Annotated in this window: 22 protein-coding genes; 7 read left to right on the top strand and 15 right to left on the bottom strand. The window is 72.5% G+C overall.

Annotated elements, in window-relative coordinates:
• Positions 1-175: 175 nt before the first annotated feature.
• Genes ACI79C_RS09820 through iolC form a run of 7 tightly spaced genes read right to left on the bottom strand, consistent with a single transcriptional unit; the run spans position 176 to position 7,952 of the window.
• A complete protein-coding gene (locus ACI79C_RS09820) occupies positions 176-1,051 on the bottom strand; it encodes a sugar phosphate isomerase/epimerase family protein (protein WP_456945458.1) in 876 nt (291 codons plus the stop codon).
• Positions 1,048-2,136 (bottom strand): Gfo/Idh/MocA family protein, encoded by a 1,089-nt coding sequence (locus ACI79C_RS09815; protein WP_456945457.1) that lies wholly within the window; start codon positions 2,134-2,136, stop codon positions 1,048-1,050. The genes ACI79C_RS09820 and ACI79C_RS09815 overlap by 4 nt, the downstream gene beginning before the upstream one ends.
• A complete protein-coding gene (locus ACI79C_RS09810) occupies positions 2,133-3,113 on the bottom strand; it encodes a sugar phosphate isomerase/epimerase family protein (protein WP_456945456.1) in 981 nt (326 codons plus the stop codon). Before ACI79C_RS09810 ends, ACI79C_RS09815 begins: the two co-directional genes overlap by 4 nt.
• Positions 3,114-3,139: 26 nt before the next feature.
• Positions 3,140-5,089, bottom strand: coding sequence for a 3D-(3,5/4)-trihydroxycyclohexane-1,2-dione acylhydrolase (decyclizing) (gene iolD, locus ACI79C_RS09805; protein ID WP_456945455.1), 1,950 nt, complete (start codon positions 5,087-5,089; stop codon positions 3,140-3,142).
• On the bottom strand, positions 5,086-6,030 hold the full coding sequence (gene iolB / locus ACI79C_RS09800; protein ID WP_456945454.1) for a 5-deoxy-glucuronate isomerase: 945 nt from the start codon (positions 6,028-6,030) through the stop codon (positions 5,086-5,088). Before iolB ends, iolD begins: the two co-directional genes overlap by 4 nt.
• A gap of 19 nt (positions 6,031-6,049) precedes the next feature.
• Positions 6,050-6,973, bottom strand: a complete 924-nt coding sequence (locus ACI79C_RS09795; RefSeq protein WP_456945453.1) for a class I fructose-bisphosphate aldolase — start codon at positions 6,971-6,973, stop codon at positions 6,050-6,052.
• The gene (gene iolC, locus ACI79C_RS09790) at positions 6,966-7,952 is read right to left on the bottom strand and encodes a 5-dehydro-2-deoxygluconokinase (RefSeq protein ID WP_456945452.1); all 987 of its coding nucleotides are present in this window, start codon (positions 7,950-7,952) and stop codon (positions 6,966-6,968) included. The genes ACI79C_RS09795 and iolC overlap by 8 nt, the downstream gene beginning before the upstream one ends.
• Positions 7,953-8,167: 215 nt before the next feature.
• Here iolC and ACI79C_RS09785 point away from each other — a divergent pair, with 215 nt between their 5' ends.
• Positions 8,168-8,905, top strand: coding sequence for a GntR family transcriptional regulator (locus ACI79C_RS09785; RefSeq protein ID WP_456945451.1), 738 nt, complete (start codon positions 8,168-8,170; stop codon positions 8,903-8,905).
• A 238-nt stretch (positions 8,906-9,143) separates the two neighbouring features.
• Positions 9,144-9,536 (top strand): tautomerase family protein, encoded by a 393-nt coding sequence (locus ACI79C_RS09780; protein ID WP_456945450.1) that lies wholly within the window; start codon positions 9,144-9,146, stop codon positions 9,534-9,536.
• Between the two features lie 101 nt (positions 9,537-9,637).
• On the opposite strand, the gene ACI79C_RS09775 is transcribed toward ACI79C_RS09780, so the two are convergent.
• Positions 9,638-10,768 (bottom strand): FUSC family protein, encoded by a 1,131-nt coding sequence (locus ACI79C_RS09775; RefSeq protein WP_456945449.1) that lies wholly within the window; start codon positions 10,766-10,768, stop codon positions 9,638-9,640.
• A gap of 428 nt (positions 10,769-11,196) precedes the next feature.
• Between ACI79C_RS09775 and ACI79C_RS09770 the strand changes: the two genes are divergently transcribed.
• Positions 11,197-12,651: a sugar porter family MFS transporter gene (locus tag ACI79C_RS09770; RefSeq protein ID WP_456945448.1), complete on the top strand. Its 1,455-nt coding sequence runs from the start codon at positions 11,197-11,199 to the stop codon at positions 12,649-12,651.
• Positions 12,652-12,711: 60 nt separating this feature from the next.
• Here ACI79C_RS09770 and ACI79C_RS09765 read toward each other — a convergent pair whose 3' ends face one another.
• Entirely contained in the window at positions 12,712-13,143 is a 432-nt protein-coding gene (locus ACI79C_RS09765; protein WP_456945447.1) for a hypothetical protein, read from the bottom strand.
• Between the two features lie 297 nt (positions 13,144-13,440).
• On the opposite strand from ACI79C_RS09765, the gene ACI79C_RS09760 reads away from it, so the two are divergent.
• Positions 13,441-14,226, top strand: coding sequence for an enoyl-CoA hydratase/isomerase family protein (locus ACI79C_RS09760; protein WP_456850537.1), 786 nt, complete (start codon positions 13,441-13,443; stop codon positions 14,224-14,226).
• A 332-nt stretch (positions 14,227-14,558) separates the two neighbouring features.
• Here ACI79C_RS09760 and ACI79C_RS09755 read toward each other — a convergent pair whose 3' ends face one another.
• Positions 14,559-14,936, bottom strand: a complete 378-nt coding sequence (locus ACI79C_RS09755; RefSeq protein ID WP_456945446.1) for an STAS domain-containing protein — start codon at positions 14,934-14,936, stop codon at positions 14,559-14,561.
• A gap of 377 nt (positions 14,937-15,313) precedes the next feature.
• On the opposite strand from ACI79C_RS09755, the gene ACI79C_RS09750 reads away from it, so the two are divergent.
• Together ACI79C_RS09750 and ACI79C_RS09745 are read left to right on the top strand one after the other, a co-directional pair.
• Positions 15,314-15,559 carry a type II toxin-antitoxin system Phd/YefM family antitoxin gene (locus ACI79C_RS09750; RefSeq protein WP_456945445.1) on the top strand — a complete coding sequence of 82 codons (246 nt, stop codon included), beginning with the start codon at positions 15,314-15,316 and terminating at the stop codon, positions 15,557-15,559.
• Positions 15,556-15,807 (top strand): Txe/YoeB family addiction module toxin, encoded by a 252-nt coding sequence (locus ACI79C_RS09745; protein ID WP_456945444.1) that lies wholly within the window; start codon positions 15,556-15,558, stop codon positions 15,805-15,807. The genes ACI79C_RS09750 and ACI79C_RS09745 overlap by 4 nt, the downstream gene beginning before the upstream one ends.
• Positions 15,808-16,211: 404 nt before the next feature.
• On the opposite strand, the gene ACI79C_RS09740 is transcribed toward ACI79C_RS09745, so the two are convergent.
• Together ACI79C_RS09740 and ACI79C_RS09735 are read right to left on the bottom strand one after the other, a co-directional pair.
• Positions 16,212-16,589 carry a tyrosine-type recombinase/integrase gene (locus ACI79C_RS09740; RefSeq protein ID WP_456945443.1) on the bottom strand — a complete coding sequence of 126 codons (378 nt, stop codon included), beginning with the start codon at positions 16,587-16,589 and terminating at the stop codon, positions 16,212-16,214.
• Between the two features lie 488 nt (positions 16,590-17,077).
• A complete protein-coding gene (locus tag ACI79C_RS09735; RefSeq protein ID WP_456945442.1) occupies positions 17,078-17,845 on the bottom strand; it encodes a hypothetical protein in 768 nt (255 codons plus the stop codon).
• A 625-nt stretch (positions 17,846-18,470) separates the two neighbouring features.
• On the opposite strand from ACI79C_RS09735, the gene ACI79C_RS09730 reads away from it, so the two are divergent.
• The gene (locus ACI79C_RS09730; protein ID WP_456945441.1) at positions 18,471-18,983 is read left to right on the top strand and encodes a DinB family protein; all 513 of its coding nucleotides are present in this window, start codon (positions 18,471-18,473) and stop codon (positions 18,981-18,983) included.
• Between the two features lie 50 nt (positions 18,984-19,033).
• On the opposite strand, the gene ACI79C_RS09725 is transcribed toward ACI79C_RS09730, so the two are convergent.
• From ACI79C_RS09725 to ACI79C_RS09715, 3 genes are all read right to left on the bottom strand, one after another.
• Positions 19,034-19,378 (bottom strand): VOC family protein, encoded by a 345-nt coding sequence (locus ACI79C_RS09725; protein WP_456945440.1) that lies wholly within the window; start codon positions 19,376-19,378, stop codon positions 19,034-19,036.
• Between the two features lie 106 nt (positions 19,379-19,484).
• Positions 19,485-19,697 carry a hypothetical protein gene (locus ACI79C_RS09720; protein ID WP_456945439.1) on the bottom strand — a complete coding sequence of 71 codons (213 nt, stop codon included), beginning with the start codon at positions 19,695-19,697 and terminating at the stop codon, positions 19,485-19,487.
• Positions 19,698-19,863: 166 nt separating this feature from the next.
• Positions 19,864-21,087, bottom strand: a complete 1,224-nt coding sequence (locus tag ACI79C_RS09715; protein ID WP_456945438.1) for a PucR family transcriptional regulator — start codon at positions 21,085-21,087, stop codon at positions 19,864-19,866.
• Positions 21,088-21,224: the final 137 nt, after the last annotated feature.

The following is a 21,224-nucleotide window of genomic DNA, read 5'->3' as shown; positions in this document are numbered from 1 at the left end:
CGACGGCGGCGTCGACCTCCTCGGTGGAGGCCAGCGCGACCGCGCCGGTGACCTCGCCGGTCGCGGAGTCGGTCACCTCGCCGGTGCGGCCGCTGGTGCCCTCACGCCGGGCGCCGTCGATCCAGTGGGGGATGTGCTCAGCCATGGTGCTGCCTCTCGTGGAGTGCGGGACGGGTCAGGGGGTCGTGCCGTGGGGGAAGTGCTTGGCGACCAGCTCGCGGATGGCGGCGAGCATCCGGGTGCCCGACTCGCGGGCCTGCTCGTCCCAGCCGAAGACGCAGGTGGTCAGGACGCCGTCGAAGCCGATCCCGGCCAGGGCGGCGAAGGCCTCGTCGAAGTCGACGTCCCCGCGGCCGATCTCCATGTGCTGGTGGACACGGATCGGGTTGCCGGGCGGGTTGGTGATGTAGCGCAGCCCGTCGGAGGCGGTGTGGTCCATGGAGTCGGCGACGTGCACGTGGGTGAGCAGGTCGCCGGCGTGCGCGATGATCCCCGGCGCGTCGTCGCCCTGGTGGAACGTGTGCGGCAGGCAGTACAGGAAGGAGACGCACGGGGAGTCGATGCCGCGGACCATGTCGATCGCCGGGTGCCCGAGCTCGATGAAGTCGTCGGGGTGCGGCTCCAGCGCGAGCTTGATGCCCTCTCGCTCGAAGACCGGCAGCAGCTCCTCCATCGACCGCCAGAACATGGCCTCGGCGAGCTCAGGGGCCTCGGGTCGGCCGTTGAACTCGCTGTTCATCGTGTCGACGCCGAGTTCGGCGCAGATCTCGATGGCCCGCTTCCAGTACCGGACGGCGGCCTGCCGCTCCGCCTCACCGGGCCCGGACCAGCGCATGACCGGCAGCAGCGAGGTGATCCCGACGCCGGCGGAGGCCAGCCTGGCCTTGAACGTGCGGACGGTGGCGGTGTCCACCCGGGGGTGCTTGAAGAAGGGGATGAAGTCCTCGCGGGGCGAGAGCTCGATCCACTCGTAGCCCATGCCGGCCACCAGGTCGGGCAGGTCCAGCAGTGGCGTGGTTCGCAGCATCTGCGGGTCCAGGGCGATCCTCATGACTGCGTCGACTCCCGCGACTCGAGCCGGACCTCGGTGCGACGGCCGGTGCGCAGCGCCGCCACGCCGGCCTCCCCGACCGCTGCAGCTGCATAGCCGTCCCAGACCCCGGGGCCGTCGATCCCGCCGCGACGGGCCGCGTCGACCCAGCGCTGGATCTGGATGTCGTAGGCGCGGCCGAATCGCTCCTTGAAGCTCGGCGTGATGCCGCTGCTGCGGACCGCACCGCCCGCCCCGGCGCTCTGCCGCACCAGGCCGGTGTCGAGACCGATGAGCGCGATGCCGTCCTCGGCCACGACCTCGGTCCGCACCTCGTAGCCCACACCGGTGCTGACGAAGCACTCCACGTCGACCATGCGCCCACTGGCCATCTCGAGCAGCACGAACAGGGGGTCGGACTGGCCGGCGACCGCGTGTCGGGTCGCCCTCGGCCGCAGCACGGTGACCGCCGCGATCTCCTCGTGGAGCAGGAAGCGCGCGGCGTCGACCTCGTGCACCACCGAGTCCGTGATCATCATCTCGCTGGTGAAGTGCGGCGGGACGGCGGCGTTGCGGTGTGCGCAGTGCACGACCAACGGCTCTCCCAGGTGCCCGGAGGCGATCAGCTGGCGCAGCTGCGCGTACTCGGGGTCGAACCGGCGCATGAAGCCCACCTGCACGAGGCGCCGGCCGGTGCGGGCGGCGTACTCGTCCTCGGCCCGGACGACGGCCAGCGAGCTGTCGGCGTCCGTGGTCAGCGGCTTCTCGCACAGCACGGGCTTGCCGTGCTCGATGCAGGCGAGGACCTGTTCCCGGTGGAACTGGCCGGGGGTGGCGATGACGACCGCGTCCACCTCCGGGTCGGCGATGACCGCCAGCGGGTCTGCGACGGCCCGACAGCCTGGAACCGCCGCGGCGACCTCCTCCGCCTTCTCGGTGAAGGCGTCGCTGACCGCCACGACCTGGGCGCCCGAGATCCGGCTGTGCAGCCGCGCAACGTGGTCGGCGCCCATCAACCCCACACCGAGGACGGCGACGCGCAGGCCGCGGGCCGGGACGTCGGCCATGACCGGGAGCACCCCGGCCCGGGTCTCGGTGGTGGTCATGCCTGCCGCTCCTGGGAGGTCCTGGGCGTGCCCATCTCGAGGGACCGCAGCCCGCAGCCGCCGATGTGCCGGTGGGTGCGCTGCGCGATGGGGAACGGCACGTCGGGCGGGCAGGGGTAGAGGTCGTGTTCGACGATGGCGAACACGTCCAGGCCGAGCCGCTCGACCTCCTCCAGCAGCGGCCGGAGGTCGGGCACCCCGTTGGGCGGCTCCGTCATGGCGCCGAGCTGCACGGCCTGGGGGAAGGGGATGTCCTCGGCGTGCACCCGCTCGATCACCGCCGGGTCGACCTGCTTGAGGTGCAGGTAGCCGATCCGCTCGGGGAAGCGGCGGATGAGGTCGAGGTTGTCGCCGCCGTAGTAGCTGACGTGGCCGGTGTCCAGGCACAGGGGGACGTAGCGGGGGTCGGTCTCGGCGAGGAAGCGCTCGATGTCCCGCTGGTGTCCGACGTGGCTGTCGGCATGTGGGTGGAAGGCGATGTCCAGGCCGTACTCCTCCTGCACCGCCCGGCCGAGGCGGTCCATGCCGGCAGCGAGGCGTTGCCAGGCCTCGCCGGTGAGCTCGCGCGGCTCGATGGCCGCGCCGGTCTTGTGGTCGCGCCAGACGTCGGGGATGACGACCACGTGGGTGCCGCCCATGGCGCGGGTGAGCGTGGCGACGTCGCCGACCTGGCGCCACACGTCGTCCCAGGAGTCAGGGCGGTGCAGGTGCTCGAACACCGTCCCGGCCGAGACGCGCAGGCCACGGGCGGCCAGCTCGTCGCCCAGCCGGGCCGGGTCGGTGGGCAGGTAGCCGTAGGGGCCCAGCTCGATCCACTCGTAGCCGGCGGCGCTGACCTCGTCGAGGAACCGCTGCCAGGGGACCTGCTGGGGGTCGTCGGGGAACCAGACGCCCCACGAGTCGGGCGCCGATCCGACCCGGATCCGGGCGCTGCCCGTCGCCTGCGCGGCCGGGGCCGCCGAGTGCTGCGCGGTCATTCGTTCGTCTCCTCCGGGTGGGCTGCTCAGGAGTGCGCGGGACCGCGCTCGGACGGCGTCAGGTAGGGGTGCTGGCGCGCCTTCCACTGCTCGTAGACGGCGCGGGCGCGCTGGGTGGACTCGAGGGTGGACACCTCGCTGACCGGCACGTCCCACCACGACTCGCTGGAGGGGGCGTCGACCAGCGGGTCGGTCTCGACGTGGACGACGGTGGCGCGGTCGCTGGCCTTGGCCTTGCGCAGCGCGGCCTCGAGGCTGGGCCCGTCCTGGGCGGTGAGGACGTCGACACCGAGGCTGGCGGCGTTGGCGGCGAGGTCGACCGGGAGGACGCCGCCCTCCAGCCGGCCGTTCCGCGCGCGGGAGCGGTAGCGGGTGCCGAAGCGCTGGGAGCCCAGCTGCTCGGACAGCGCGCCGATGGAGGCGAAGCCGTGGTTCTGCACCAGGACGACGACGAGCTTGACGCCCTCCTGCACGGCGGTGACCAGCTCGGTGGCCATCATCAGGTACGAGCCGTCGCCGACCATGACGAACACGTCGCGGTCGGGGTCGGCCATGGCCACCCCCAGTCCGCCGGCCACCTCGTAGCCCATGCACGAGTAGCCGTACTCGACGTGGTAGCCCTTCCGGTCGCGGACCCGCCACATCTTGTGCAGGTCACCGGGCATCGAGCCGGCCGCGCAGACCACGACGTCGCGCGGGCCGGAGACCTCGTTCACCAGGCCGATGACCTCGTTCTGGGTGAGCCGGCCGCCCGCACCGGCGCTCGGCGTCGGCGGGTGGTAGGCGGCCTCCACGGTGCGCTCCCACTCCGCGGCGAGCTCGGCGGTGCGGGCGCGGTACCGGTCCTCGACCGACCAGCCGGCGAGCGCCTCGGTGAGCGCGGTGAGGGTCTCGCGGGCGTCGGCCTGCACCGTCACGCCGGCGTGCTTGACGGCGTCGAGCGAGGCGACGTTGACGTTGACGAAGCGCACGTCCGGGTCGCTGAACGCGGTCCGCGACGCGGTGGTGAAGTCCTGGTAGCGGGTGCCGAGGCCGATGACGACGTCGGCATCGCGGGCCAGGGCGTTGGCCGCCGTCGTCCCGGTGGAGCCGATGGCGCCCACCGACTGCGGGTGGTCGAAGGGCAGTGCCCCCTTGCCGGCCTGGGTCTGACCGACCGGGATGCCGGTGGCGGTGGCGAACGCGTCCAGGGCCTCGGTGGCCCGGGAGTAGATGACGCCCCCACCGGCGATGACGAGCGGCCGGCGGGCCGAGCGGATCACCTCGACGGCGCGGGCCAGCGCGGCGGACTCGGGCGCCGGCCGGCCCACGTGCCACGTGCGCTCGGCGAAGAGCTCCACCGGCCAGTCGAAGGCCTCGGCCTGCACGTCCTGCGGGAAGCACAGGGTGACCGCGCCGGTCTCGGCTGGGTCGGTGAGCACCCGCATGGCGGCCAGCAGGGCGCTGGGCAGCTGCTCGGGCCGCCAGATGCGGTCGAAGTACCGCGAGACCGGCCGGAAGGCGTCGTTGACGGTGACGTCACCGGACGCGGGCAGCTCCAGCTCCTGCAGCAGCGACCCGGCGGAGCGGGTGGCGAAGGTGTCGGCCGGCAACAGCAGCACGGGGAGCCGGTTGATCGTGGCCAGGGCGGCGCCGGTGACCATGTTGGTCGCGCCGGGACCCACGCTGGTGGAGACCGCCCAGGTCTGCAGCCGGTCCCTCGCCCGGGCGTAGGCCACGGCCGTGTGCACCAGGGCCTGCTCGTTGCGGCCCAGCACGTAGGGCAGCGCGCCGGGGTCGTCGATCTCGGCCTGCAGGAGCGCCTGGCCGAGGCCGGCCACGTTCCCGTGGCCGAAGATGCCGAAGCAGCCGGCGAACAGCCGCTGGCGTACGCCGTCGCGCTCGGTGTGCTGCTGGGCCAGGAAGCGGACGACGGCCTGGGAGACGGTCAGCCGGGTGGTCTCGGTCCGGGCCGGGGGGTGGGACGGCGCGCTCACGGTCGGGTCGCTCCGTTCTGGTCGGGGCGGGTGGGAGGAGGTGCGGCCGCGCGGTCGGGGGAGTGCAGGGGCAGCCGCTGGTCGACGTCCTGCTCGGCCCAGGTGTCGCGCACCCAGGCGTGGACCGGGTCGTCGACGATGCGCCAGGCCCGCTCGGGACCGGGGCCGGCCATGACGTTGAGGTAGTAGAGGTCGTGGCCGGGCGCGGCGATCGAGGGACCGTGCCACCCGTGCGGGACCAGGACGACGTCGCCGTCCCGCACCTCGGCGAGCACGTCGATCGGCCGCTCCGGCGTGCCGTAGACCCGGTGGTAGGCCAGGCCGGGCTGGCCCTGCGGGCCGGGGGCGACCTCGAAGTAGTAGATCTCCTCGAGCTCGCTCTCCACGGCGGAGGTCTCGTCGTGCTTGTGCGGCGGATAGCTCGACCAGTTGCCGCCGGGGGTGATCACCTCGCAGGCGATGATCGAGTCGGCCTCGAACACCCCGGCGGTGGCGAAGTTGTTGACCTGCCGGCTGCAGGAGCCGGCCCCGCGCAGCTCCACCGGCACGCCCGAGGCCGGGCCGTGGCGCACCGGCAGGGTGCGGTGGGCACGCGCCGCGCAGAGGGCGAACCGGCCACCGCCCTCGCTGGAGAGGTCGGCGGTGGCCCCGCGGGGGAGGTAGGCGAAGTCGGTGGGACCCGCGAAGACGTGCGCCCGGCCCGCGAGGGCCAGCGTTCGGCCGTCGCAGGAGACGACGAGGCCACCGGACAGCGGGACGACGAGGACCTCGTCCTCGCCGGTGTGCAGGGTGTGCCCGCCACCGGCGGTCAGCTCGAGGAGGCGCAGGCCGGAGTGGCTCCAGCCCGCCGACTCGGGGGTGACCTCGAGGGCGTAGTCCCGGGTGGCCGCGCTGCCGGCGGGCAGGTGCAGCGTGCGGGTGTCACGAGCGGCAGTGGTCACGGGGTGCCTCCGGGCCGGCTCAGTGGACGAGGGACACCGCGGTGTCCACGGCGTCGGCGACGTCGTCGTCGGGCGGGTAGAGCAGCGTCCGGCCGACGACCAGGCCGCGCACGGACGGCAGGGCGAGCGCGTCGCGCCACTGCGCGAAGGTCTCCTCCGGGTGCCGGGACGGGTCGCCGCCGAGCAGCAGGGTGGGCAGGGTGGTCGCGTCCATGACGCGTTCCATCTCGTCGACCACCGGCAGCTTGAGCCAGGTGTAGGCCGAGGTCGCGCCCAGACCCTGGGCGATGTGCACGCTCTTGATGACCGCGTCAGGGGACAGGTCGTTGACCACCCGGCCGTCCATCCGGCGGGACAGGAACGGCTCGAGCATGGCGATCACCCCGGCGCGGGCCAGGTCGGTCACCGCGCGGCCGGCCGACTCCATCGAGGCCACGGTCCCCGGGTCGTCGAGGTCGAAGCGGTTGAGCATCTTCGCGGCGTCGAAGCGGGCCTCGACCACGCCCCGGACGTCGTAGGCGGTCATCCGGTCGTCGAGCTCGAAGGCCGAGCCGGCCAGGCCGCCGCGGTTCATCGAGGCGACCACCACCTTGTCCTCCAGCGCACCCAGGAGCAGGAGGTCCTCGGCGATGTCGGCGGTGGCCAGCAGGCCGTCCACGCCGGGCCGCGCCAGCGCGGTGCGCAACCGGTCGAGCATGTCGGTACGGCTGCTCATCGCCGTCGGCCGGCCCTGCGCGGCCAGCGCGCCACGGGCGGGGTGGTCGGCGGCGACCAGCATGAGCCGGCCGTCCTCGGGGAGGAACGACGGGCGCCGCCGCCGGGTGGCCAGCGCCTGTGCGATCGCCTCGGGGTGACGGCTGCGCAGGTCGGTGACCTCGGCGTAGGAGGAACAGATCGGTGCGCTCGTCCCGACGTCGGGCAGGTCCAGGGCGGTGTCAGACACGGGTGCTCTCCATGGTGCTGGCGGCGGGGGAGTGGGCGTGCGCCGCCACGTGGGCGGCGACCTCGTCGGCGGTCGGCATGGCGGTCGAGCACTCCAGCCGGGAGGCGACGATCGCCCCGGCCGCGTTGGCGTTGCGCAGCACCTGTTCCAGCGGCAGGCCGGTGAGCAGGCCGTGCACGAGCGAGCCGCCGAAGGCGTCACCGGCGCCGAGTCCGTTGACCACCTCGACCGGCGTGGGCGGCACGACGACGCGCTCGCTGCGCGTCTTGCCGAGGACGCCGCGTGGCCCCTGCTTGACGACGGCCAGCTCGAGGCCTGCGTCGAGCAGGGCGTCGGCGGCCCGGTCGGGATCGGTCTCCCCGGTGGCGACCTCGCACTCCTCGCGGTTGCCGACGGCCACGGTCACGCGCGGCAGCGCCGCCCGGACCTGGGCGGTGGCCGCCGCCGGCGAGGACCAGAACACGGGCCGGTAGTCGAGGTCGAGCACGGTGTGCCGCCCCCGTCCGCGCGCCTCCCAGGCGGCGTGGTGGGCCGAGCGGGAGGGCTCCTCGGACAGGCCGGTGACGGTGGCCCAGAACAGCCGGGCGTGGCGGACGGCCGCCAGGTCGAGGTCCGCGGGGCGCACCTGCAGGTCGGGAGCCGCGGGCCGGCGGTAGAAGTACAGCGGGAAGTCGTCGGGCGGGAAGATCTCGCAGAACGTCACCGGCGTCGGGTGCTCGGGGTCGACGACGACGTGGCTGTCGTCGACCCCCAGCTCGCGCAGCGCCCGGCGGACGAAGCGGCCGAAGGGGTCGTCGCCCACCCCCGTGACGAGGGCGGGGGAGTGGCCGAGACGGGCGGCGGCGACGGCGACGTTGGCCGCGCTGCCACCGAGGAACTTGCCGAAGGTGCTGACGTCCTCGAGCCCGACGCCGACCTGCAACGGGTAGATGTCGACGCCGCTGCGGCCCATGACCACCACGTCCGGTGCGTTCTGCACGGTGCGCTCCGTCCCTGTGCGTCGTCCTGCGGTGTGGGGAGACTGTGCGGCACGCCACATGACCGCGTCAAGAGTTTGTCAGGACATAAGGACAGCAGGACGTCGGGATGTCCCGATGCCCCGACGTGGTGAGGTGGCGCCGGGGTCCCGGGTGCGAGGATGCGGTCAGCGGTGCCGACGGGCGCCGTTCCGCCGGGCACGGACGAGGAGGACGAGTGGCCGTCACGCCCGCCTTCGACATCGACCGGTCGAGCCCGACCCCGCTGTACTTCCAGCTGTCGCAGGCCATCGAGCGGGCCATCTCCGAGGGGGCCCTGCCGGCCGGGTCCAAGCTCGAGAACGAGCTCCTCCTGGCGCAGCACTACGGCCTGTCGCGGCCGACGGTCCGCCGCGCCGTCCAGGAGCTCGTCGACAAGGGCCTGCTCGTCCGCAAGCGCGGCGTGGGGACCCAGGTCATCCAGCCCCACGTCCGGCGGTCGGTGGAGCTCACCAGCCTCTACGACGACCTCACCCGCGGCGGCGAGACGCCGTCGACAGAGGTCCTCTCGCTCGAGCGGGTCCCCGCTCCCGCCGACGTCGCCGCGGAGCTCGACGTCGCCCCGGACGAGGAGGTCGTGGCCCTCCGCCGCCTGCGCCGGACCCGTGGCGAGCCGCTGGCGATCCTGACCAACTACCTGCCCGGGCGGTTCGAACCGACGGTCGCCGAGCTGACCGAGCGGGGGCTGTACCAGTACCTGCGCGGCCAGGGGGTCCACCTGCGGGTCGCCCACCAGCGCATCGGGGCCCGGTTGGCCCGGGCTGACGAGGCGCGGCTGCTCGGCGAACCCCCGCGGTCGGCCCTCCTGACGATGCAGCGCACGGCGTTCGACGACAAGGGCGCTCCCGTCGAGCACGGCCGTCACGTCTACCGCGCCTCTCGCTACGACTTCGAGACGACGCTCGTCGGCCGCTGATCTGCGGCGCCCCTGCCTGATGGCCGGCACCTCTTCGTGCGGGTCGTCGGCCTCCTCGCACCTCCGGCGGGTCCACCTGCGTCCCGCGGGCACGGTCGGTGGGTCCCCGCGGCGCGTCGACGCCCGCCGCGTCCGCGAAGACTGCCAAACGCGTCTTCACAAAGTCCTAATGTCCTGACATAGTCCTCGACTGTGTGGCCGGCGTCACGCCGGTCGACCCATCGTCGAGGGAGGCCCTGTGCCCCTGATCCGCATCGACGTCGTCGAGGGACGACGCAGGCCCGAGGAGCTCCGCCTGCTGGCCGACACCGTCCAGGAGGTCGTGCTCGACGTCTTCGCCGCCCCGCCCGGAGACCGCTACCAGGTGATCACCGAGCACAAGCCGGACCAGTTGATCTGCGAGGACACCGGGCTCGGCATCGAGCGCACCGACGACCTCGTCGTGCTGCAGGTGTTCCAGCAGGGGCGTTCCGACGAGCAGAAGCGGGCCCTCTACGCGGGTCTGTGCAGACGGCTCGGCGAGGCCACCGCCCTGGCACCCGGCGACCTCGTGGTGTCTGTCGTCGGCAACACCCGGGCCGACTGGTCCTTCGGACTGGGCCGAGCCCAGTTCCTCGACGGCGACCTCTGATCCCTGGGCCCCTGTCCCCGGCCCACCCTGCCCGTTCACGCCCCGGAAGGAGGGACGACGTGTCCGCACGAGAGACGGTCGTCGGCCGGCGCCCCGCGACGTCAGGACGGGCGGCGGCCCAGGCGCAACCGGTCCGTCGCCCGCTGCGTGGCGCGGGGCCGAACGGGCAGGACCGGGACGTCCTCCGCCGACCCCGGGCCGAGCTCGTCGACGACGCGGTCGACGGTCGTGAGCAGTGCGGAGTTCAGCTCCCACAGCCCCGTCCTGCTGCGCGGGTCACCGATCAGCAGGTCTGCCACGAGCGCACGCCCGCTCACCATGGCCGCGAGCGAGCCGGCCAGCCGGTCCGCCCCGGCGGCCCGGGCGTCTCCGGGCTCCGTCGTCAGGACCCGGCCGAACTCCCGGACGACGGTCCCCATGCGCGCCAGCAGACTGGCGGTGGTCCGCCGGACCGCGTCGGCGTAGGCGGCGTCGTCCTGGACACCGGTGCGTTCGCGGGTCGCGTCGTCGATCGCGCGGAACAGCGTCCGCAGCGAGACCGACGTGTACTCCAGCGCGTCCAAGCCGGCGCGGACGCCGGTGGTCGCCCACGGGGACCGCAGGGCCCGCACGTTGAGCCGGCGGCTCTCCTCGGCGTGCGCGAGCGCCCGGTCCAGCCGGGGTACGTGCCGGTTGAGACGTCGCGCAGCCTGCAGCCAGCGTGTCGTCTGCTCGGGGGTCACCGGGCCGGCCACCAGGACACCCGCGGCCTCGTCGAGCAGGGCGGCGATCTCCCCGGCGAAACGCTCGACCGACCGGACCGCGTACCTGGTCTGCACGGCCGGGGGGAACAGGACGTTCACCGACATGCCCACGGCCGCGCCGATCAACGTCTCGAGGATGCGGTCACCACCGACGGACTCGGCGCCCGACGCGCCGACCCCCAGCACGAGCATGGCGCTGATCGGCACCTCCACGAGGTGCGGTCCGAGGCGCAGCAGCTGGCCGACGACGATGGCGGCCGCCACGAGAGCCCCCAGGCTCCACCAGGTGAGCCCCACGACGGCGGCGAACACCACCGCGAGCGCCACGCCGGAGACCACGGCGAGCACCCGCTGGACCCCGTTGACCAGGGTGCTCGTGAGCGTGGCTTGCACGACGAGCAGTGCGGTGAGCGCCGCGATCAACGGCGGCGGCTCATGCAGGCCAGCGCCCTGGGCGACGAGATAGGCCGCCACGGTCGCCCCGGTCATGCGCAGCGCACGGAACGCCGCAGACCGGCCGCGCCGGCGCACCAGGCGCACGGAGCGGACCGCGAGGTCCCTGACGGACGCTCGCCCGCCTCTGAGCTGGGGGCTCACGACCTCATCCTCCGCGACGTCGACGGGAGGCCGCACCCGGCTCGCCGGGCGACGTGGGTCGCCGTGTTCCCCCGCTTGTCAGGCCCGGCACACATCGACGACGCGGTCCGCCGCCCCGGCGTTCCCGTCCGTGGGCGCGACCCCTGTGTCCGGCCGCGCGGCCGGGACTCCGCTCCCTCGCTCGGCCGGCCGACGACGCATTCCCGCGGACCCGTTCTGCACACCCGGGACCCCGCCCGCACGGGCGAGCCCGGTCGTCCACCTGAACCACCCCACCTCCACCCGGGGCCATGACGCCCTCCTCCTCGAAAGAGCGGCCCATGTCGATCCACTCGTCCTCCGGGACGTCCAGCGCAGCGCCACGATCGCCTGCGCACAACCGGTTCCTGGTCAAGCTGACGGTGATCTCCACGCTGGGAGGTCTGCTGTTCGGTTACGACACCGGGGTCATCTCCGGCGCCCTCCTGTACATGAAGGACGACTTGCAGCTCACGACGTTCAGCGAGGCCGTCGTCGTCAGTTCCCTGCTCTTCCCCGGCGCGGCGTTCGGCGCACTCCTGGGCGGCAAGCTCGCCGACGCCCTCGGTCGCAAGGGGAGCCTGCTCGTCTGTGCCGGGCTCTTCCTCGGAGGCGCGCTGATCTGCGCGATCGCGCCCAACGTGGTGGTCATGACCATCGGCCGGATCCTCCTGGGCTTCGGTGTCGGGGCCGCCGCGGTGACGTGCCCGCTGTACCTGGCCGAGATGGCACCCGCCGACCGGCGCGGCCGGATGGTCACCATCAACGAGCTGATGATCGTGACCGGCCAGTTCCTCGCGTTCGCCATGAACGCCCTGCTCGACGCCCTCATCAAGGACCCGCACGTGTGGCGGTGGATGCTCGGCGTCGCGACCGTCCCCGCGATCGCCCTGCTCGTCGGGATGTTCTTCCTGCCGGACTCGCCGCGCTGGTACGCCGTCCGCGGCCGGCTGCCCGAGACCAGGCGGGTGCTGGGCCTCAGTCGGGAGCCGGCCGAGGCCGCGGAGGAGTACAACGTCATCGCTGAGCACGCCAAGCGGGACACGTCCGAGGACAAGGGGGCAGCCCTTCGGGACCTGCGCGCCTACCCGTGGATGCGAAGGATCCTGTGGATCGGCTGCGGCCTGGCCACGGTGCAGCAGGCGACCGGCATCAACACGGTCAACTACTACGCCCCGACGATCCTCCGGTCGACCGGGCTGGGTGCCAGCGCGTCGCTGATCCTCACCATCACCGTCGGCGTCGTGGCGATCATCGGCACGGTCTTCGGCATCTGGCTGATCGGGCGGGTCAACCGCCGGCCGCTGCTGCTCACCGGGTTCACCGGGGTCGCCGCCGGCCACGCGGTGCTGTCCCTGTCCTTCCTGCTGCCGGAGTCGAGCTTCCGCAGCTACCTCATCCTCGCCGCGATGCTGTTCGTCGTCTTCTTCGTGCAGACGTTCATCGGCACCCTGGTGTGGCTGCTGCTCTCGGAGATCTTCCCGATGACGATCCGCGGGTTCGCGATGGGGATCGCGGTCTTCGTCCTCTGGACGGTCAACGCGGCGATCTCCTTCGCCTTCCCGCCCCTGGTGGAGGCCCTGGGCGCCACCGCCACCTTCGGACTCTTCGCGCTGGTCAACGTCGGGTCGCTGCTCTTCGTCACGAAGTTCGCGCCGGAGACCCGGGGTCGCTCGCTGGAGGAGTTGGAGGACGACTTCCGGACCCACTCGCCGGCCGAGGTCCGCGAGGCCCCGGTCGGTGTCCACGGCGGCTGACGACCGCGACGGTGCCCGCCATCCCGCAGGACGGGGTGGCGGGCACCGCCGTGTCCGGGGTCAGAGCAGCCGGGGGAGCGGCCGGACCACCAGGCGCTCCTCGACCGGCCGGCCGTCGAGGACCAGGCGCGCCCGCCACACACCGGAGGTGCGCAGCGGGGTGATCGGATCGCCCTGCGCCAGGCGACGGAAGGTGTCCTGAGCCTCCTCGGCCGTCGCGTAGGCCTCCCATCGCGGGATCCGCTGCAGCGGAGCCAGTGCCTCGATGCGGTGCGGCGCCCGCGCGTCGTCGGGTGGCGGACCGGCCTCCTCCGGGACGAGGGCCGACAGCCGCGGCCGTCCCAGCACGTACTTGCCGTTGCGCCGGACGCCGAGCCAGTCGTAGTGGCCCGTGGCCAGCTTCGCCCACAGGACCTCGGGCTTCCTGCACTGCTCGAGCACGGGGTACAGCTGCTGGCCCAGGGAGACCTGGACGTGCGAGCGGTCATGCACCTCGCCGATGCTATGGCCTCGGGCGTCCTCGGCCTCGCCTCAGGCTCCAGACCTGCCGGAGCGGGACCTGATCCAGTTGGGCCGGCACCGAGAGCCTGAGCTGCCGCGATGTCGGCGGAGACGACCACCCACCCTGGCCGTGGCCCGGCCGCCCCGGTGGACCGAACGCGCTGGTCAGGTGGAGGATGCGATCGCGGGACCTGTCGACCACCACGGCATCCGGTCCCCGACCGTCGGGTCGGCGACCGAGTTCCAGGCGGTGCCGGGCCGGACCACCCCTTCCGGAGGAGCAGCGCAGTGGCCAGTGGATTCGGCAACATCGACATCACCGACGAGGACGGCGTCTACACCATCGAGATCGGTCGGCTGGACGACGCCACCCACGAGGGGTTGTCGAAGGTCTTCCGTGCCGCGCACGAGTCGTCCGCGGACGTCGTCGTCGTCACCGGGAAGGACCGCAGCTTCCTCAACCCGATGAACTACGACATCGAGTGGGTCAAGCACCTGGCCATCTACAACGACATGCTGAAGATCTTCAAGGAAGCCGAGGACATCGTCCGCGACATCATCAACTGCGAGAAGCCGACGATCGCCAAGGTCTACGCCCCCGGGGCGCACAGCCTGGGTGCATCGATCGCGCTGGCCTGTGACTTCGTCGTCGCGGCCGACGACGCCACCTTCAGCGACCCGCACCTCTCGGGCTTCGGCGTGGTGCCGGGTGACGGCGGATCACTCGTCTGGCCCACGCGGATCGGTCTGAGCCGGGCCCGCGAGTTCCTGATGCTCGACCGCATCGCCACGGCTCAGGAGGCGCTCGACATGGGTCTCATCAACCGTTCCGTGCCGGCCGACCGGTTGGACGCGGAGGTCGACGGCATGGTGGCGAAGCTGCGCTCCTACGACCAGGTCGGCGTGCGGTTCTCCAAGAAGTGGCTCAACCAGTACATGCGCCACTCGATGAACATCACGGGCATGGGCAGCCTCTTCGCCGAGGGCATGGTGTTCTCCCACGAGGACTTCGCGAAGAAGGTCGAGGACTACGCCAAGCTCCTCCAGGAGCAGGGCGGGTACAGCGAGGCCTGAGTCGTCCTGGCGGCGGTGGATGGGCGAGGCTCGAGCCATCCACCGCCGCTGTCATCCGCGCCTTGGTGAGCGACGTGCGATCTGCCTCCCGTCCCAGCGCACCGACCGCGACGCCAGCCGGGGCAGGTGCTGATGTCGGTGACGGTGCGGGTGTCCTCGACGTGCGGTACACGACCCGGTGGGTGTCATGGCAAGCGCTGTGCCGTTCGTCGAGTGTGGGCGAAGCCGCTTGGTCCGCTGGGGGCCAGCGACGAGCCTGGGGAAGCGCGCGGATCAGGGTGACGAGTCCATCTCCGCGGCCGACCACGGCCTCCATCGATCCCGAGGGCGGCTCATGCGCTGACGACGGTGAAGATGTCGAGCAGCCCGGTGACCTGCAGTGGCCGGGTCACCGGACGCGTGGTGGCGATCAGCAGGAGACGGATGTCGCGCGCGTCGGCTGCCTTCTGCGTCTCCACGAGCAAGGCCAGTCCGGCCGAGCCCAGGAACTGCACGCCGCGCAGATCGAGCACCAGCTCCGGCGGTTGCCGCTCCAGCTGGATCTCCAGGGCCGCCTGCAACATCGGGGCGGTGAACGTGTCCACCTCCCCGGCAGCGGACACGGTCACCGTTCCGTCGGGGTCGGTCTGGATGTCGAGGGACAGCACATCCTCGTCCGGGTCCCCACCCGCGCCCGTCTCCGTGGGAAGGCCAGATGTGGTCACCGACATCGCTCCTCTCCGGCGGGACCCGGAAGGGGGTGCCGGGGGTGTCCGCCGCTGCACCAGGTTCTTCGGTGGTTCCACGCCGTGCGGATGCAGCCGGTTCACCACGAGGGTGGACCCGCCTACCGGCGCGGCCCGCGCCGGCGCCTCGTCGCCAGGGGCTGGCATCCTCCACCCGTGGTCCTGACGAGGCTCGGCTGAGTGGAACTCGGGAGAGCTGCAGGAGCCGGTCGGCCGGCGATGAGGCTGAGCTGCCCTAGGGCGCCGTCCGTGCCGGTGCGCGCGGCGGTTTGCGACCACGGATCCCGGTCGACACGGACGGGCGCGCCAGAAGGCGGCCCATAGTGGTACGGTTTCTCGTACAACTAGCCGATGGAGTGTCCATGTCCGTGACTGCCAGCGAGGCGCGTCAGCGGCTGTTCCCGCTGATCGAGCAGGTCAATGCCGATCAGAACGCGGTGGAGATCGTCTCGAAGAAGGGCACGGCCTTCCTGGTCTCGGCTGACGAGTACCGGTCGCTCAAGGAGACCGTGTACCTGCTCCAGTCGCCGCGCAACGCCCAGCGCCTCCGGGAGAGCCTCGCCGACGTCGCGGCGGGCTCGGTGGAGCCGCACGAGCTGGCTGAGTGAGGATCGCGTTCACGGCGAACGGCTGGGAAGACTGCACCAGCTGGGCCGGGGACCGGAAGGTGCTCGCGCGGATCAACCGATTGATCCGCGAGGCGGCCCGTGACCCAGCGACCGGTGCCGGCAAGCCCGAGCGGCTCAGCGGAGACCTGTCGGGCTGCTGGTCGCGTCGCATCGACCAGGAGCACCGCTTGGTCTACACGGTCGACGGTGATCAGCTCGTCGTCCTCCAGGCGCGCTACCACTACTGACGTTTCATCCGCGGAAGCCCAGTGGAGGTCCGCTCGGACTGGCTGCGACGCGGGCGCTGCCAGGGTGTGCCCTTTCGAGACATCGTCACGCTCGGTGACAGTCATCTGAGCCGCTTCCAGCGGCGTTCGCGCTGGTCAGGATGGCGGTCCTTGACCACCATTGCACCCCGTTCGGGCCCGTCCGCTGCGGTCCGCCGTCGTTCCGTATGCCGTTTGAGCTGCGCGAATAGGCTCCGACGAACGGCCGCGGACCCGCGGCCGTCGGCTGGGGGTCAAGGGGTCGCAGGTTCGTATCCTGTCAGCCCGACAGCGCAGGTGAGGGGCGGGTCGACCGAAACGGGCGGCCCGCCCTCTCGCATGTCCGCGGCAACGCGTACAGCAACGCGGCGAGAGGTCAGCAACGGTCACCAGCGGAGCGCCTGGTCGAGCCGGTCGGCGGCCTCGCGTTGCTGGGCGGGACCCACGTGGCTGTGGATGTCCGCAGTGATGGCGTAGGACAAGTGGCCGAGGCGCTCCTGGACGACCTTGGTGTCGGTTCCGGCTGCCAGCACGAAGCTGGCTGCGGAGTGCCGCAGGGTGTGGAGGGTGACGCCGCGGAGGCCGGCCCGCTCCGCGAGGAGCTCGAAGCGGCGCAGCACGTTGCGGGCTCGAGAGGGGTCCCGATCTCGGTGGTGGAGACCAGGCCGTGCTCCTGTCAGGCTCCGGCGGCCGTGCGCTGTTCCTCCAGGTGTTGTGTCCGGTGGGCCCGGAGTGCCTCGATGGCCGTGCGGGGGGAGGACCACGGTCCTGCGGGACCTGTCGGGTCGTGGGTTCGTCAAGCTGCAGCCCCTGAGACGTCCTGGAGTGCCCACCGGACCCGCAGCGACCCGGCGTCGAGGTCGACGTCGGACCGGTGCAGGGCCAGCGTCTCCGCGGCGCAGCCCGGTGGCCAGCACCAGGCCGAACAGGCTCTCCCATCGATCGCCCCGGATCGACTCGAGGAGCGCCTGCGCTTCCTCCACGGTCAGGTGGGCGCGTCCCTGCGCTCGACGCCGGGCGCCAGGACCGCGTCTGATTGTGAGCCCCCGAGCTGAAGTGGGGGTCGGTGCCCGCGACGATGCGGTTCCGCCTCGAGGTGTGGACACCGGCGTACACGACGCTGGCCTGTCCGCTGTCGCTCGATCCCAACTGGGATGCCTGGCTGGCAGCGCTTGTCTGGCAACGATCGCGCCGCGTAGCTCATCGCTTTCCCTGCTCCGCCAGATGAGACCGATCTTGCCATGCTGCTACTTCAACTCGTTCTCACGAATCGATAGACCTGGTCATACCAGGGGAACTCATACGTCTCTCGCGCCTCGACAACTCCAGTGACGCGTAGGAGGTCAACGTCAGTCGGGATGACGAGGCTGTGCTCGCGGCCTTCGACGAAGTAGTCCACAGCCAGCTGGAAGCCATGTTGTCCTTCCCGCGTCATGAAGCCGACCGTGATCGTCTCCGTCAGGTGCGGCTGGATGGAGAAGGTGGTGGTGGAGAAGGCTGGCGGACGTCCGCTCACGTCGGCTGTCGAGACAAGCTCCTCGTAGGTGGACTGCACAAGGACCGGGGAGTTCGCATCCAGGTCGACGGCCAAGACTGTGTTCGAGTTGGCTCCGGCAGTCTCGTGGTGATAGCTCGCCCCTGAGGGCGCCGCAGCACGTCGATGGTTGATCAGTCGTATGTCCCGGATGACTGCGGGCGCGGTCCCTGGTCGTGAGAAGTGGAGGTTGACGATCAGCGGTGAGGACCGTACACAGCCTCGGGCAACGAGGTAGTCGATTGCCTCCTGTGCGTAGCCTCCTTCTGGGGTACCGAAGCGTTCGGGCTGATCCGACAGGTCAACTGGTGCCTCGGCGTAGAAGAGGAACGAGCCGTCCGGTGACCACTGGATCGCGGGGAATGCGTCCAGGTCTGATGACGCCATGGACGGCCCTAGTCGCTCGACGGCGACGTTGGTGACGGTTGTTGTGACCACTCCGGTCGCGATGCCGATCCCGGCTACGAGGAGGTCTCGTCGGGTCACACCACTCCCGGACTCGGCAGGTGGCGCGCTGTGAGGGGACGGCAGGGCGCCGGGCCCGTTGCGGCGCCCAGCAACCACCGGCCGTGACGTGGGTTGCTGCCGCAGACCGCCGCGCATCTTGGCCCCCACTTCCCGTGGCCTGCTCGTCGCTGAAGTCGGCCGCCAGGGCGGCGCGGCCGCTACAAGTGTCCGGGCGTCGTGTCACGGCATCGTCACCAACCAGCGATGCTCTCGACGCTGACGCTGGTCGACCCGGCGTGCCGGCTCACTGCTCCACTCGCCGGTGGGCAGCAGAGGTCGCAACCGTGGATGGCTCATGCAGCGCTGATCCGAGGTGGTCGCATCCTGAGCTGGCGCGGCGCCGATCTCCCCGGAGCCGCTGCGGCCGAACGCCAGCGTCTTGCCGTCCTGGGATGACCGGGCTGGCCTGCTCCCTCGTCGTGAGCTCTCTACGTGCGCCGGAGAAGCCGTCCGCACCTCACTGGCGCTGACGCACACGGACCAGTCGACGCGACAGGACCGTTCCTCCGCGACAGGCGGCCTGCGGATGCCGACCCGTCCCATCCGGCACTCCTTGCCCCTAGCGTCGGCACCGGCCCACCGGAGGACGACGGAAGGGGATCCCATGACCGGTACGACCACCCTCACTCGCGAGCGGGCCGACCTGATCGAGTCGCTGCGGCGACACCGGGCCTTCCTGCGGTACACCGTCCGCGACCTGACCGACGAGCAGGCGGTGCGACGGCCCACCGCCAGCTCACTCAACCTGGCCGGGCTGATCAAGCACGTGGCGGCCACGGAGGCCGAGTGGGTGCGGTTCGCCGAGGGCGGGGCCGAGGCGATGCACCGCAACTGGGGCCCCGACGCGGTGACCCGGCACTGGCACCTCGCGCAGGGGGAGACGCTGGCAGGCGTGCTGTCCGACTACGAGACGGTGGCCCGGCACACCGATGAGCTGGTCGCCACCCTCCCGGACCTGGACGCCGAGCACGCGCTGCCGGAGGCGCCCTGGTTCGAGCCGGGCGCCCGCTGGTCGGCCCGGCGGGTCTTCCTGCACGTCATCGCCGAGACCGCTCAGCACGCCGGCCACGCCGACATCCTGCGGGAGTCGATCGACGGCCAGAAGACGATGGGCTGACACCGGCGCCCGTGGTCACCGCGGGACGTGCGGCCGTGAGGTGAGCGCGGTCAGCCGGCGCCCCGGTCGGGGTGGTTGGCGGTCACGCAGAACGGCAGGCCTACCGGGTCGCGCAGCGCGACGAACCCGTCGCCCTGCCACAGCAGCTCGGCGTCGAGTGCGCGCACGCGGTCCACCTCGGCGGCGACGTCGTCGCTGCCCAGGTCCACGTGGGCGCGCGCGTGCTCCCCGCCGTCGTCGTCCCCGAGGCGCTGGACCAGGAGCGCCAGCGGGCTCTGCGAGCGGTGCACCAGCCGGGAGAACTCGGGGGAGTCCACCGGCTCGTCGGCCCACCCGGTCGCCGCCCGCCAGATCCCAGCTCGGCGTCGTACCGGTCGGCCGGGACGTCGACGCACAGCTGCACCGGCCGGGTGCGGTGTCCGTCCGGCCACGTCACCGCGCTCGGGCGCTCGTGCGGCCACGCCTCTTCGCAGACGCAGAACGGCAGGCCGGCCGGCGAGCTCATGACCCGCCACCCGGCGCCGACCGGCCCGGGCCGGGCGCCCAGCTCCGCGAGCCGGGGACGTCGGCGGCGAGCGAGCCCTGCAGGTCCAGGTGCACCCGCGGCGGCCCGCCGACCTCCTGCACGTGCAGGTAGGGCGCCCCGGACGGCGGGACGAGCGAGACGAACTCCGGGTGGCCGGGCCACGGCTCGCCGGGTGGCCAGCCGGTCACCGCCGACCAGAATGCCCCGGGCGGCGTCGACGCGGTCGGCCGCCGCGTCGACGAAGGCGTGCACCCACGGGACGGGCATCCGCCCAGGCTGGCACGGCCGCGTCGGCCACGCCCGTGGTGGGCTCCACCGCGGCTCGCACCGACCGCCCGCCCGACGTCCGAGCGGTCACGGGTCGGCCGGCAGCGGCACGGTGGGCCACTCGAGCAGGCGGGCGCCAAGCACCGCGGCCTGCAGGGCGAACCGTTGGTCGGGCCGGGACACGCTGTACCCGGTCAGCTGCGCGACCCGGGCGAGGCGATAGGTCACCGTGCGGACCGAGACGTGCAGCCGTCGGGCCGCCTCGGTGGCGACGTCACCGGCGTCGAAGTACCCCTGCAGGGTCTCGAGCAGTACCTGCGCGCCCCCGCGGACCTGCTCCAGGGGGCCGAGCACGTCGCGGACCAGGTCCACGATCGCCGCCTGGTCGCGACCGAGCACCCGGTGCACCAGCACGTCCCGGGCGTGCACCACGTCGTCGTCGGAGCCCAGCCGGTCGGCGAGGGCCAGTGCCTCCCGCGCCTCCTCGTAGCTGCGCGGCACACCCCAGACCCCGGGGAACGCCCGTCCGGCGGCCACCCGCCACCGGCCGGCGATCCGCAGCCGCCGCAGGTCCTCCTGCAGCAGCTCGCCGAGGTCGGCGCCGCGCGCGGCAGCTCCCGCAGGGGTGGCGGCGCTGGGGACGAGGACGACGACGCGCCCGTCCTTCGTCGCGACCAGGACCTCCCGGTCCCCGAACCGGTCGACGACCGCCCGCTCCAGAGCGGTCGCCGCACGGTCCACTCCGCCGTCGGGGTCGCGGGGCGCGACCAGGGCGACGTGGTGCGGCTTGCCGAGGTCGATGCCGAACAGCTGGGCGCGCTGCACCATCCGCGACACGTCGGCGTCCCCGCGGAGCAGGTCGTCGACGAACTCCGCCCGCAGGACCTCCTCGCGGCGGATCATCTCCCGGCGTTCGGCCTGGTGGCCGTCGACGAGCACGCCGACCGCGTCGTCGAGGACCCGCAGCACCGCCTCGGCGGCCGCGCGGACCTTCTCCGGGTCGGACGAGCGCACGACGACGGGCAGCTGCCGCCACAGCCGCCAGGCCGCCGACAGGTACAGGTCCACCGCGCGGCGGGCCCCGACGCCCTGCGCCGCCGCGCGCCGCCCCAGCTCGTGGACCGCGTGCAGCTCCCACTCGTCGGGACGTCGCCCCGTGATCGCGGCGTCGGCCAGCAGGGGAAGGTACTCACCCAGCAGGTCGGCCGGTGCCTGGGCGGCGGCAGCTGCCGAGGCCCCGACCGAGGCCAGCCACTCCTCCGACGACGCGGCGGTCCCGCCGGGGCGCCGCTGTCCGGTGCTGCGGGACACGTCCGCTCCTCTCCCGGCCGCGGCTCGCCGGGGAACCGATCCGCAGCCTCGCCGTCCTTGCCGACGACCGGCAAGGACAGCGTGCCTCATCTGGCCCGGGTAGACCGTAGCCGGGGCTCCTCCGCAACTGACATGGT

It is taken from the genome of Geodermatophilus sp. SYSU D00697 (assembly GCF_054050175.1).
This window is presented reverse-complemented; position numbering and strand designations above follow the sequence as displayed.